This is a genomic window from Roseburia inulinivorans DSM 16841, from assembly GCF_000174195.1.
GTDB lineage: Bacteria > Bacillota > Clostridia > Lachnospirales > Lachnospiraceae > Roseburia > Roseburia inulinivorans.
In genome coordinates this window covers 1-13,952 of record NZ_ACFY01000127.1, presented here as the reverse complement: position 1 = coordinate 13,952, position 13,952 = coordinate 1, and the positions used below count along the sequence as shown (strand labels likewise).

General features: G+C 42.4%; 13 protein-coding genes. All 13 read right to left on the bottom strand.

Features of this window, described 5'->3' with window-relative positions:
* Nucleotides 1–82: 82 nt before the first annotated feature.
* The 13 genes from ROSEINA2194_RS13605 to ROSEINA2194_RS13545 all read right to left on the bottom strand — a co-directional run bounded on the left by ROSEINA2194_RS13605 (nt 83) and on the right by ROSEINA2194_RS13545 (nt 13,873).
* Nucleotides 83–2,674: an Hsp70 family protein gene (locus tag ROSEINA2194_RS13605; RefSeq protein ID WP_044928153.1), complete on the bottom strand. Its 2,592-nt coding sequence runs from the start codon at nt 2,672–2,674 to the stop codon at nt 83–85.
* Between the two features lie 17 nt (nt 2,675–2,691).
* Nucleotides 2,692–3,384, bottom strand: a complete 693-nt coding sequence (locus ROSEINA2194_RS13600) for a hypothetical protein (protein WP_007888297.1) — start codon at nt 3,382–3,384, stop codon at nt 2,692–2,694.
* Between the two features lie 5 nt (nt 3,385–3,389).
* Nucleotides 3,390–4,634, bottom strand: coding sequence for a hypothetical protein (locus ROSEINA2194_RS13595; RefSeq protein WP_172727130.1), 1,245 nt, complete (start codon nt 4,632–4,634; stop codon nt 3,390–3,392).
* Between the two features lie 124 nt (nt 4,635–4,758).
* Nucleotides 4,759–6,516, bottom strand: coding sequence for a PP2C family protein-serine/threonine phosphatase (locus ROSEINA2194_RS13590; protein ID WP_007888295.1), 1,758 nt, complete (start codon nt 6,514–6,516; stop codon nt 4,759–4,761).
* On the bottom strand, nt 6,513–7,343 hold the full coding sequence (locus ROSEINA2194_RS13585; protein ID WP_007888294.1) for a PP2C family protein-serine/threonine phosphatase: 831 nt from the start codon (nt 7,341–7,343) through the stop codon (nt 6,513–6,515). Before ROSEINA2194_RS13585 ends, ROSEINA2194_RS13590 begins: the two co-directional genes overlap by 4 nt.
* Nucleotides 7,340–7,846 carry an FHA domain-containing protein gene (locus ROSEINA2194_RS13580; protein ID WP_007888293.1) on the bottom strand — a complete coding sequence of 169 codons (507 nt, stop codon included), beginning with the start codon at nt 7,844–7,846 and terminating at the stop codon, nt 7,340–7,342. Before ROSEINA2194_RS13580 ends, ROSEINA2194_RS13585 begins: the two co-directional genes overlap by 4 nt.
* A 13-nt stretch (nt 7,847–7,859) precedes the next feature.
* A complete protein-coding gene (locus tag ROSEINA2194_RS13575) occupies nt 7,860–8,396 on the bottom strand; it encodes an FHA domain-containing protein (RefSeq protein ID WP_044928149.1) in 537 nt (178 codons plus the stop codon).
* Between the two features lie 52 nt (nt 8,397–8,448).
* Complete coding sequence (locus ROSEINA2194_RS23095; RefSeq protein ID WP_007888291.1) at nt 8,449–8,868, bottom strand: J domain-containing protein; 420 nt, start codon at nt 8,866–8,868, stop codon at nt 8,449–8,451.
* Nucleotides 8,869–8,975: 107 nt separating this feature from the next.
* A complete protein-coding gene (locus ROSEINA2194_RS13565; protein WP_007888288.1) occupies nt 8,976–9,401 on the bottom strand; it encodes a hypothetical protein in 426 nt (141 codons plus the stop codon).
* Nucleotides 9,402–9,468: 67 nt separating this feature from the next.
* On the bottom strand, nt 9,469–9,897 hold the full coding sequence (locus ROSEINA2194_RS13560) for a hypothetical protein (RefSeq protein WP_044928146.1): 429 nt from the start codon (nt 9,895–9,897) through the stop codon (nt 9,469–9,471).
* A gap of 34 nt (nt 9,898–9,931) precedes the next feature.
* Nucleotides 9,932–12,112, bottom strand: a complete 2,181-nt coding sequence (locus ROSEINA2194_RS13555; protein WP_007888284.1) for a hypothetical protein — start codon at nt 12,110–12,112, stop codon at nt 9,932–9,934.
* Between the two features lie 11 nt (nt 12,113–12,123).
* Complete coding sequence (locus ROSEINA2194_RS13550; protein ID WP_172727129.1) at nt 12,124–12,498, bottom strand: hypothetical protein; 375 nt, start codon at nt 12,496–12,498, stop codon at nt 12,124–12,126.
* Nucleotides 12,499–12,535: 37 nt separating this feature from the next.
* Nucleotides 12,536–13,873 (bottom strand): vWA domain-containing protein, encoded by a 1,338-nt coding sequence (locus ROSEINA2194_RS13545; protein ID WP_007888280.1) that lies wholly within the window; start codon nt 13,871–13,873, stop codon nt 12,536–12,538.
* Between the last annotated feature and the right edge of the window lie 79 nt (nt 13,874–13,952).

Below are 13,952 nucleotides of genomic sequence, written 5' to 3'. Positions count from 1 at the left end.
CTGATATCCCACAAACTTTCTTTTTTCAAAATACGCCTGCCCGCAAACACCGGAACCCTGATTTCCATGAAACTTCACACTCCTATTTCTTCCCGTCAAAAAAACTGTTCACCCAGTTATCACTCTCGAAACTGAAAAATTCTGCTTTCCCAAGATAAAGTTCATCCATTTCACAGTAAACTGGAACAACCTGAAATCCCCATTCCTCCTGTTCTGCCCATACGAAGAACTTCACATCTCCATTCTCAATACTGTCCGTCTCTTTCTGTAGAATATGGGAACCATAAACCGCTTCAATCTCCTCATAGCTTTTCTGTGAAAAATCTTCTTGCCTGCATACATACTGAAAACGGCAATGTTCCTCCCCGTCCGTATTTTTCAAATACAGCGGAAGAATCAAATCCTCCATATTCCTCGAAATAGTTCCCGCCGTATCCCAGTCTTTAAAACCATCCACCAGTACCACTTCTTTTCCATTATGGGTATAAGCGGTAATACGATAGGGGAGCACAGCTTTCCCATTGTTCAGGTGAATATCTGCCAGCCCATATTTCCGGTCACGCAGATATTTCAGCGCCCCGTCCACACAAGTCATCTTTAATTCAAAATCTGCCGCATCAATATTCGCCCTTTTCCGAAACTGTATCATTCTACCCGGAACGAACTCTTTTAACGCATCCTTGAACAAATCAATCTTGCAGGACTGCCCCGTCAACTTAATAAAGGAAAAATCCTGTATTCTTCCGCTGTGGTATAATTCCTCCATAAATTTCTGTACAATGCCGTATATCTCGCCGGATAACAGCAGCTCTATCTCAAAATAGTTCATCATCACTTCCGGTATCATCTTTTCCACCGTAAGGCTGTTCCCTTTCCAGAAAGACAGTTTCCATTTATCCAATAAAACGGTATTTTCCCGCTGTCCTTTTTGTTCCGAAGTTACCGTGACCTCCAATGCTCCGATTTTTCCGTAAAATAATTTTTTTATCTGCTCTGCTGTATTGAACAAGGTATAAAAATTATTTTTCACCTTGTAATACTCGCTGCGGTTATATCTTTCAAAATCGGCAAAACGCGTCGGAAGTATCTCTTCCGCTTTCTGATATTCCTGCTCTAAATACTGATAAAACGCCTTTACTCCATGAGAATCAATAAAACGATAAATATCCGTATCCATATATTCCAGGATTTCTTTCACACCGCTTACATTCTGATTTCCTTTAGCACGCACCAGTGCGATTTTCAATATCTGCATGATGCGGTATGTCAGGTTATTTCCACCAAAGTCCGTATCGCCATTCTCATAGGCAGTTTCCATATAAATTTTGTAAGCAGCTCTGCGGTCCTGAATACGGAAACGGTACGAACACAAATCCGTTGTTCCTCCTCCACAGTCAATGATAAGCGCTTCGTATTCTTCATTTTCTTCCAGAGTCTCCTGCTCTAACATATTGGAAATGGTGTTATATAATACAGCCATTCCCTCATCGAGCATCGTTTCCTGATCCGTCATATATTCCGGCAGTATCTCCCGGAACATTCTGCGGAAATAATGCTTCTGCTTCACCGGACTTGAGATATGTACCTGAGAAATGCGGCATTTAAAACGGTTCTCCGTTTTTCTTATGATATACAGGAAAAATCGACGTAAAATCTCCGCCCGCTTTACCAGCCTCCGCCGTCCCTGTCTGTCAACAATTTCTTCCTCTTTGTCATATTCCCCAATCCAGCGTTTCACATCATAAAAGACACAAAAACCCTCATCCACATAACTTGCATTTGCCAGCCTTATCGCATCATAACCGAACAGCAGCTTGTAATCCTCTTCTTCCACTGCCAATACTCCAATCACGCTGGGCAATAGCATACTTTCTCCGTTACCATCCTCAAAAGCTGTATAATTTATCTCATTTTCCCTGCAATTTTTTACCGCAGCCTGCTCTCCGACATTTTCAAAATAAGCAGAATCCAGATACACCCCGGCAGTGGTATTTACAGAACCAAAATCAATCGCCATGGGCAGCATCAGTGTGACAGGTTTTCTCACCACAAAATCAATCAGTGGTATACTGTAAACCTCGATATGCTCCGGCAATATTGTGTGCTCACCATAATACAAATGATACAAGCTCTCCGTTGTCTGACGTCCCATACAGAAAATTCTGTAATCTTTTCTCTGTGTCTCCCGTATCTCTAACTCCGCAGCCTTGGTCAGATACAATTTTTCCTGTCTCTCTCCGTGCTCTTTGAGATTTAAAATTGCACAGAGTGTCATATCGCTTCCCATTAAAAAGGCATTTGTTCCTGACAGTTCTTTCTTATAAGGAATGGTATAGCCGTCATAATACTCGATGGAAAGTCCCTCGTAAGCTAAAATCTGGGACTGGCAGTATAATTCTTTGCAAGGCTTTATCACAATTCTGGTCTTTTTTAAAAATTCTTCTACCCGCTCTTCTCCCCCTTTTTTCTTGTCACAGATAAAAAAGTCCTGTCTTTTTCCCATATAACGCATAATGGCCTGGATCAGTTCTTCTTTATCGAGAGGGTGTATGACACCATTCATGATTTTTTCACGACGGCAGATTTCTCTTAGCTGATAGGTCGTCATCAACTCCAGTTCTGATTTTTCATATTTTATTTCGTTTTTCTTTGTATCCGTTCTGGTTGCCTCCATACCTATCACCTCCACATTTATATTAAAAGTACCTTATCTATCACCATGGTTTCTTCCATATCCAGGATTCCAAAATGTTCCAGATAAAAGACTTCTGTCCTCATACCTATTGGCAAAAAGGTATCTAATAAAAACTGAACCCGCTCTCTTTCTTCCTGTGTCTCTGCACTTCCAACGTAAATATAAAGCTCATTGGCACAATCCATGCTGACGTATATCATGGAATTTATATATATCTCCTGAAACAACCATTTGAAAATTTCAAGATAATTGCGGGAAGCCACCACATCCATGAGAGCCAGTACAAGATATCTTTTTTCATACCGTGAAAATAACCGCATTGCCGCCTTTGCCTTACTTCCAAACTGTCCGCTTTCCAATTCCTCTGCTAAGAACTTAAGATAGTAATCTTTTTTGCTCATGCCCATCCTCAAGTCCGTCAATGCCAGATAATGAAAGACTGTATCCACAAAGATTTCCCTTGTCTTTTCATATTCCTTTTGGTTAATATCCAATATCTCACTGAAAATATCAAAAAAACGGTAAAATGGATTTACCTCTACAACAGTCTGCTCCACTGTCTGCGTATTTAAATCGTAAAAGGAAACCTCCAGATACGGACTTCGTACCTCTGGCACCTCATACTGCAAATCAGCTCCCCTTATTCCGTTTTTTTCCGCTGCCAGCACAACCTCCCAGATATACTGCATAAAATTTAAACTCCTTTGTCCTGCAAAATACCGACACACTTATATTCACAGACCGATAACTGTATCTGTGACACAAAAAAACGTACCATATCTTCGCAAAAATTGTTTTTCTGTCCCTTTCGTCTAAAATACAATGCCAGAATTTTTCTTGTCTCCATCGGGAAAATGGTATTTCCCAAAAATGGATTCATATCCCCTTCCAGACAGGACTCCGGTGGTGTTTCAAGCACCTCACACTTTTCTAACTCTACAGAACCATTATGTTCAAAACTCTGTACCATCCAAAACAACTCTGTCCGGCTGCCAAGGGAACTTTCCTGCCGTTCTCTGTAATTTTGAAAAAAACTGCTTTTTCTGCTGTTGCCCAACATTTCGTAGGTATACCCATGGGAACTTGTATCTATCTTTCCAATAAAGCGGTATGCCTCCCAATCACGAAAGGATTCTTTCAATGAGGTCATGATAATTTTGTCTTTTTCATGCCTGACCTTAAGAACATCCTCATTGATCCCAAGCATATATCCGCTGTCTAAATCATAATTTTTCAAATCCAACTCATGCTCATAATATTTCTCATCCATACACGGGACCATAAATTTACGGCATTGGAATGTGAATTTTTCAATATTCCATAACAGAAGCATGTCATTTTTGATATCTTCCTCATAGCTACCAAAATCTATTTTCAGACTGTTTATGTCTGTTTCCCCGTCCGCATACACTTCATAGAATCTGTCCAGATATCCCGTATTGACTGTCGTCCAGCCTATCTTGTTATAGACAAATACCTGATATAACTCTGACAGTGCCTGCTGATAGCATTTTGCCTTCCGTACTCTGACAGCATAGGAAGCACCATTGTCATCGAAACCCTGAAAATCTGCGGTTTTCTCAAATTCTTCTTTCTTCTGATAACTGCCTGCAAAATAGATAAGGCAGGGCATTGGTTCCGTTTTCTCCTGCTCCTTATCCTCCTGCACTAATACAGGAACAACCGGATACAGCGTTCCATTGATGGGGTCATAGTCCTTTTGCTTTATAACCGTCATAGAAACTGCATATTTTTCATTCGGAATCTCTATTTCCCGTTTGATTTGATTTTCCAAATCCAGATACCGTTTCTCCATCCGTTCAAAAATCGGCACAAGACCTTCTAACAATATCTCCCTTGCGTCCTTCCGCTCATCCAGATTCTCTATTTCTGTCAGCCTTTTTCGTATGTGCTGCTGTAAATCTGTAATACTTTCCACAATGTTCACCTCCTCCATCGAAAGCAATCCGTGAGAAGAACGCTGCTTTTGCGTTCTTCCGTGTGAAATTAGAACTTCTTCGGCGGTGCACCCAATGGTGCAGCGTCGATTTTAGAAGTTCTTTTCACATGCCATCCTGTCCAATCTGCGTATCAATATCACTTAAAATTCCCTCTATCCTCTGCACATCTTCATCGCTCCCAAGTTCCTGATAAATCGACTTTGCAGAGAGATACTGTGATTTTGCTCCCCACAAATCCCCGGACTGCCGGCAGATTTCTCCTTGACTTTCACAAGCAGCCGCTTTATTTTTCTGTTCTTCCTGAACACTCAACTTCTGTTCCACGGCATCCAGCTTTTTCTGCACAGCTTCCTCTCCCGCTGTATCTGATACTTCGCCATACTTGGTAACTGCCATGGTGTAATAAACTTTCGCCCCTACATAATCTTTTTCCAGACATGCCTTATCTCCCGCTGCCACCATCTCCGCTGCAGCAACTGTCTGCTGTGCCTGACTATCTGCTTCTTCCTTCGCTTCACTTTCGGCGTCCGCCTTTGCCTCATAAAGTTTTTCCAGTGAATCCATAGCTGTCTGTTTACCCTCTGTGTCATGTACGGACAGTGCAGCCTTTTTTGCCAGCAGATACTTCTCTTCTGCCCCATCGTAGTCGCTCTGCTCTAATAACGTATCTCCCAGATTAATATAATCCTCCACCGACAGGAATACGCTGATATTTTCCAGCTTATTTTCTATGTAATCCGTCCCTACATTGTCCGCATATCTGATACGATCCAATGCAGAAAGATAGTATTCTTCCGCCGCTTCATAATCTGCACTGCTGTAGCTTTCATCTGCCAGTATCACAGTCTCTATCACAAAGGAATATTCCTGCAGGCGCTTTCTCATACTGCTGTCCCTCAGCTTTTCTGCCAGTTCCTGCGCCTGCCCACATTCCTCTTTTGCCCTGACATAATTTCCGGTATTGATATATTCCACCGTATTTGTAAAATGATAGTTCATATCCTCAATGTGCTGCACCTTTTTATAATGTAGAAACCACAACACTACACCGATAATGATTACTGCTATGACAACAGCAACTGTAACCGTCAATACTTTTTTGATCCGTTTCCGTTTCTCCGGATTTTGATATACTTTATTGATAAAAATAACTGCCAGCGTATAGTTATCCAGATTCTCCGGCTGTCTCGAAAGCAGCAAATCCTCGATATTATCCACCGTTGTCTTTACTTCATTGTCAGCCTCTGCAAAGACATCGTCCAGCTCTGCCTCGTCCACATTCTCCCAGATTCCTCTTGTATACAAGGCGATCATGTCGTTTTCTACCAGCTTTATCTTCTTTGAAACCACGGGCTTAAAATTTTTCTGTCCCAGATAAGCATAAAGATTATTTCTCTCTTCATGCTTCATCAGTTCGTCTTTGGCGATTTTCTCCTGCTCCACCATCTCCTGGGCAAGAGACATATCCTTCGTCTGCCGGAAAACTGCCCCTCCCCGGTACATACGGAGCCTTGTGTTCCCCACATACCCATATCTCAATTTCTGATAGTCTGTTACAACGACTGTAATAGACGCCTTTAACCGTCTGTCACTTTCTTTTCCTAACAATGCCCGGTTTGCCCGTTTTAATAGGCCCTTTACAGACCACTTTGACATAGATGGTTTTTCCTGAAAACTCAGAATGACGGTCTCAATCGCAAGCCTTGCGCTTTCTACATCCGTGATCTCCGTGATTCCGTCCGCTATGACATAGCAGGCGAACTCGTCTAATTCCACATACCCAAAATAATCTCTGTTTTTTAACCTGCTTCCCTCTTCGGAAATAAACCGTGCTTCAAAGTCACTGTTCTGTTTTCTCATGCCATTTCTCCAACCTTTATCAGAACTACGCTGGCGTTGTCCTTATCGCCTTTTTTCTGATTTACCAGTTCCACCAGATCAAATGCCATTCTCCTGCAGCGTTTCTTCTGGGAAAGGCAGTCCTCCATCTCTTTCCATGTGACGCTCTCCTGCATTCCATTGCTGAAAATTGCCACCACGTCCTCTTCCTGTAAACGAATCGGTTTGTCGTAAAACTGGATTTCCTTAAAACCATCTCTTCCCAAGTAATTGTAAATTCTTTTTTCCTGCAGCATGGACAGGGCATCTTCTCTTGTCAGAACACCTTCCACATACTTATCCTGTGCCAGCACATCTACAGTATGTCCCGTTCCAAGAGGAATCAGTTCCTCATTTCGGAATACTGCAATCTTTACATTCCCGACAATCCCGTAAAACAGAAATCCTCCCTGTATCATAACGGCGCTGACCGCCGCCATTCCTCTTCCCTCATCCATCTGTTTTAAAATTTCCCGGTTTGCAGTCTGAAATGCTTTTCTGAAAAAATAGGAAGGGTGATCCGCCATGTTATATGTTCCAAAAATTTCTTTAAAAACCCGGATGACCGTTTTGGCTGCTATCCTGCCGCCCGCTTCTTTTCCCATTCCATCCGCCAGAACCGCCAGTAACCCATTCTCATTTTCTTCTATTGTATAGTAATCCATCTGTATTTCACGGCTGCCGATGGTCTTGCTTGCTCCTGTCTCATATCCTTCTCTGCTGCTCTGGAATACCAGACAAAACCGGTACAAAAATGCAATTCCTAATAACACACACAGGATGCAGATGGTCAGGTATGGGGCACTCATTTATCGTCCTCCCACATATAATGCTCTCCGCAGAAAGGAACAAAAAGGAATGTACTCTCTCCCATCTCTATCACGTCATATGCGCTCAATGGCTGCGGCAGATAAACCGCTTCGCCGTTCAGATAGACCAGACCATTACTGTCCCCCGGCAAAATCATATTCTCCCGTTTCTTTGCGTCGAATACAATCACCGCATGGTTTCTCCGTGCGATTTTGTTGTCCCCCAAAATCTGGATATCCATGTCGTCTGCCCGTCCCACAAAATTTTTCCCGTCCATTACCCGGTAATCCTTGCCTCTTCTCGGGCCTTTTACACATACAATCCAGCCGCAGACCGGATGCTCCTCCTCCAGAAAGAGAATATCCTCAATCTCTTCCTGAGATTTCTCCACTGACTTTTTTTCTTTGGTTGCTGTCTCAATATTGCAGTACGGGCATACTGTTCCGTACCTTCTGCTTGAAAAAAGATGTCCATTTTGACAGCGAATTAAATTTCCACTCATGTTTTGTCTCTCCTTATTTTGCCCTTAATCTTGTGTTCCCGATAAAAATAATGTCGCCTGCATTAATCCGGCATGGATGTTCCTTTGAAACCTGATACAGTTTCCCATCCTTTGCGTCCTGAATTCTTACACCGTTTCTGCTTCCTAAATCCTCGATATACCACTGTCCCGCCGCATAATTCAACACGGCGTGCTGACGGTCTACCATTCCGCCATACTCTGTATTTTGAAGGTTAATGTCCACATTTTCCTTGTGCTCGTCCCGTCCGATCAAAAGCGAGGTCTTTCCGCCAATATGCCAGGCAGAAATTTCGTTTCCCTCTTCATCTAACAGCAGAAGTTCCTGTATTCCCCGTCCGTTTGCGCCTCTTTTTCGCTTAGTCGGCAGAGAATCCATCACCGCCAGCAGCAGAAATGCCAGAAATACAATCCCGCAGACAGCTGTGAGTGTATCCCGTCCTCTGCTCTGCTCCATATATGTAAAACATAGAATTATAATTGCAGCGGAAAGGCTGCATATCATCATATCCATGAAATTTTTCTTATTCATTTTCACCTCAATATGCCCACAAATTTGCATTCATAAAGTCAAACCGTCTTTCTCAGTGTTTAAATCCCATATAACGCTCAAATAAGCCTGTCACATCCATGGGATTTATTTTTTGCTGTGAACTGTTTTCCTTCTTCTCGCTCTGCACTCCTTTGGAAAAAAATCGTTCAAATTCCTTTTCTATATCTCCCGGATAAATCGATCCTCCGGCGCTCCTTCTGCCTGTTTGGGCACTGTTTCTGCCTGTCGCACTTTCCTGTTCTCTCTGTGCTGCTCTGGCATCATACTCTTTTCTTTTTTGTTTATCACTGAGAATCCGGTATGCCTCTCCGATTTCCTTAAACCGTTCCTCTGCTCTTTTATCTCCCGGATGAGTATCGGGGTGGCATTCTTTTGCCGCTTTTCTGTATGCCTTTTTTATGATATCCTCATCGTCCGTCTGCGAAACGCCTAATACCTGATATGGATTCATGTTTATCCCAACCTTTTTTCATAACAATACAAATCTGATAACGCACACTTCTGATTACTGATTTAAGGCGCAGGCTGTCACATTTACTGACAATCTGCGCCCTGCCGTTATGCTGAATAATTTCCTTCTACCGCTACAGAAGCGATTTTGTCTTTCTTCTGTCTGAGCACTAACGTAAAGATTCCGACGCCTTCCTTGTTGTCAAAATCTTCGCTGTATTTAATGACAAATGCATTGGGAAAACAATATTTTCTTTCCATCACGCCGCCTGCCACATGCTCTACCGTCACCTTGCGATAACAATCTGCTTTCTCTGCCGAAACAACCGACCATAACGCCAGCTTTCTTGTACTGTCAGTGATATCCCCGTCCAAAGCCGCTAAAATCTTTCCTGTAATCACCATAGTTGCGCCGACGTCCTTGGTTCTTGCATTCGAATCCAACGGAATATCAGTGGTAACATTTACGCTTCTGACACACTCCTTAGCCACTTCAAAGCTCTCGCTTCCTTCAACTTTTACTAAAAATGACATAATTCCATCTCCTTTTTAAAATATTTAAAATCCGCAAGAAGAATACTGAACCTGCATTCTTCTCATGCTATTCGCCGTAACCGCCTTCAATCTTCACCGCATCATTTTCGTCCTTCTTCTGCTTGATATGCAGGTAGAAAGTACCCACGCCGGTTTCATCGTCCAAATGCTCTTTATATTCCATGACAAACGCATTGGGGATTGTATATTCTCTTACCACCTGCCCTGCTGATACAACGTCAATCTTTGCACTTCTGTAGCAGTCTGCCTGCTCGGACGGAACCTGAGACCATTTGGCTAATCCGAGTGTTCCGTCATCTCCGTCTGCTCCCACTTTATAGAGCATTTTTCCAGTAATCTTTACTGCGATACCGAAATCTGTTGCCCTTGCGTTGGAATCTGCTGCAGAATCAGAACCGAAACTAACTTTCTCGATGGTTCTCTCATCCAGACTGATGCTCTCTGCGCCTCCACTCACTGCTAATCTAAAACCCATGTTCATTTCCTCCTTCTTTTCTTTCGGACTTTATTTAAAATGTTCTGTCCTCATTGTTGACCCGGTTAATCTCGATTTCGAGGTTCTTCACATTGCCGTTGAATGCGATATCAAGCGTACAGTAGCCTGCCGTTTCGTCGATGGAATACCGGATATCATCTCCGTTTCCGATAATCGCATTAATGTAATCTTTTTTCTCCATCCACCTACTTCTCTGGCTGGTAGGCTTGCTGGAGAAAAACTCTACAATATTTTCCTGCTTAAAGTCACCTGTCGCCAGGCGCATCACCCTCTGAATATAAGTAGTCACCTGTGTCTTGTAGATTGGCTCATAGCTCTTTCCGTCTGTCAGCAGGTTACGCGCCTTATAAACCATGATGTTCTGAATATTCAGATCCTTAAGCACTGCGTTTTCCGAAGAAAATACAAATCCGAAATTCTTCCGGTTGATATCACTCTTAATATCATTCGTATATCCTGTAATCTCTTTTGCCATGGTTGTCCGAACCTGTAGCGCATGATCTCCTGACTCAATATCAAACCGAACACCTGGAAGCTGCTCGTCTACATTTTTCTTAAAAACTTCTTTTAAGTAGTCCGGACTCTGGTAAGCTGCCACCAGTCCGGCTGCCACATATGCGGCTCCTATATAAACGCCGTCAATCCAGATTTTCATAATATCTTCTTTTTCTTTGGAAAGTGCTGCCGTATTCTGTTCCGTGACATACATCCTGTTATCCAGAATCACTCCGGATTTATCTTTAGGGATCACTGTAAAATTCGGAATGCAGGGAATTGCATACTCGCTGAATGGCTTGCCGATTAGCTGTGCGCACTTTGTTTCATACTTTTCAATTCCCTCTGTCGCCATAATATTAAAGGTGGTCTTATCCCCCGTCTCATAGCTGAAGAAACACTGCACTTCGTAATCTTTCAGCGCATCCAGTATTCGAACCAGCGACTCCACGCTGTTCACATCCTCTTTCTCTACGTTCTCATTTCCCTGAAAACGCTGTCTTACCGCCTTAAGCTTAGAACTGCTGTTTAAAGAAACCGACGGAACAATCGCATACCAGATGGTATTCTCAAAATCATTTTTTGCATTTACTGTATTGAGGTATGCTAAAAGTCTCGGAATGTTGCTGCTCTTTGCCAACATATCGTTGCTTACATTGGAAATCACCATGGAAGGTCTCATGCCCTTGCAGTTTCTCGGATACTGCTCAAAGAAAGCCCATACTCCCATAATTTTCTCCACCAGTGGTTTTACCGTCTTGATAAAATCGTCCTTGCTCCGCTTGTAAAACTCAAGGTAAGAGTTGTAGTTCGATACTTCTTTCTCAATATCTACGACGCTCTCCATGGTAGAAGCCAGAGGGCAGAATGTTCTCGCAACCAGGGACTTCACATACTCATTTCCGTCCTCATTCAGATCCATATAATCTTTTTCGATTGCCTGAATCAATCCTGCATTAGCATTGTCGTCCAATACCATCAGTTCTTTTTTGTTTTCCTTTGGTGCCTCTAAAATCTTAAGTTCCCCGTGCTCGTCCATGCTGAGAACGCCAAGACTTAATGGGGCTTCGTCTTTCTTCGTCTGCCCGTCTCCCAACAGCAGCCTTGTTTTGATATCCTCTATCGCAAGCGGCAACATCGCCATCACATTATTGTAGTTTACGCTTGCTTCTTCAAACATCAGATTCAGCTTATCCGCCGTATCTAACTTTTTTGGATCGCCGTCCTCAAGTTTCGCATACTCACTGTATGTATACTGGAGCTCCTTCCGATTCTGCCGGATATCATCCATGACCTTTTTGGGGGAAATCATATCCGTCAGTTTCTCAAATTTAAAATCTACATTAATACTTCCCTCTGCCCGCTTTGCCTCAACAAGAGTCATCAACATTTTCAGATAATCATTCTGGCGGTTCAGATGGATTTCGCTTAATAACTCATCCTCAATGTTTTCCGGTTTTTTGAGGGTATAGATTACTTTCTGGTTGTTTGCGTCAAAATAAGAATATACTACCGGCTCAAATTTTTCTAAAAACTCATCGAAACTTCTCACCAGCAAGGCATCGTTTATTTCCTTGATTTTATCATCACTTACGCTGTTTACCCCTCTGACGTCTCCCACAAGTGTTAGAAGATTCAGCTTTTCCGGATTGATTTCCTCAAAGAGAATCGTCCTGTTTGTCTGTGTTATTGTATTCACTTTGTTCCTCCTTACCTTTCGCTTGGTTTCATATTTTTATAATGAAGTTCGATTTCTGTTCCCCCATTATTAAAAATCAACAGTATTTTTTCTCCATAACATAAGGAATATTTTCTCTCCCGTTTCAAAATCTGGTTTCCTTTTACGATGGTTGCATAACCGGTGTTTTTGAAACATAAGGTGTGGTCTTTCCCTCCGGTAAACCGGATTTTGTCTGCATCCGATAATTTATAATCAATCCCGCAGCGGTCTTTCACCCAGTCAAAGGATATACTTTTTCGTGATTTTCCAAATAATTTAATACTACAAGGCGGAATATCGTCTTCCCGCTCTCCCTTTAACAGATACACTGCCAGTTGTCCTGAAAAATCATACTTTGGCACCACAGGAGGTTCTGACGGTTCTATGATAATGGAACCCGCCTCACCATTCGTTTTTTTTTTGCTTTTTCCTTTCATATAAAACAGAAAGTAAAAGTGCCACTGCACATAGCGATATAATCACAATCCAAAGGACTGTATAATCAGGTTCTTCCTCTACAACCGGAACTGTCAATTCCACCATATCTGTTGTCTCTATGTAATGGATCACATTTCCTGATGTCTGAGTGGTAACCTCTACATTTACATTTGTTGTCTTGTCTGTCTGATACGGAACCAACGCTGTACCATTTTCCACTTCGTAAGAACTCTCCTGACCGTCTATCAACACAGAAATGCTATTTTTCAAGGTTTCTGAATCCAAAACCGGTTTATCCTGATGGTTTACAACATTTACCTTCAGGGTAAATGTCCCTTCCTCTGATGTATAGGATTTCTCCATATCAGCTTTTAAAAAATATTCTTTTATCAGATAAATATGGACATTTCCTCTGTTTTCCAGAGAATAGTCCATTGTAATCTGCCGTTCCAATGGATTTTCCAATTCAGCAACCGCAAACTTGTTTCCCTGAAGCATATTCAGGCTCTCACACTGTCCTGTAACATGAAAATCCTCGATGTTTTCCCCTGACACGAGAAGTATCTTTGCATTCTGCATATAAGTATCCTGCAGATCCACTGTCATATTTCCTTCTCCGGAAACCGCCTCGCCAAGTTCTATTTTTTCTATCTGTAACGTCTGGAACAGATATTTTGCAGTGATTTCTTCAATCGTCTGGTTTTCGCCTACTGTATACTGCTCTCCTGACGTCACTTTCGTTCCATACGAAACCTCATTCTCCGTCTTATCATTGGGGATTGCAAACATGTCAATTTTTATTCCCTTTTCTGCAATCTGATCCACCATATTTTCAAACTGCCTGATTGCAGTTTCTGTTTTGCTTTGATCCCGCAGAGAAATTTCCCCGTCGGAAATAAATACCACTCTTTTATCTGCCGCCGCACTGTCAAACATATCAGCCGCCGTTTCCAACGCCACCGCTGGGGTGGTGTAGCCCTGCAGCTCTACCGTCTCAAGTGCATGCCTGGTTTTCTGATTAATGTTTCCGAAATCTTCCTCATAAACAATTTCCGTGTTATATACCAGCAATGCCACTTCGTATTCTTTCGGCAACGCCGACGCTATCATGCATGCGCTGTCCGCTGCCTCAATCCACTGTCCGTCTCCCTGCATTGATTTGCTTGCATCCAGCAAAAATATAATCTGTTTCTTTTCAGTAATTTCATCCTTTTCTGCTGCAAGAGCCCTTACTGGAAACAGCAAAGAAAACCCTATCAGCAGCATTACTAATCTAATTGTTATCTTCTCTATTTTCTCCATTTTTCTCCATATATCTCTTTACTGGCCATGCCAGATAACTTACTCCGCACCAGATTACTGCGCCCCAAACCGCATAGGC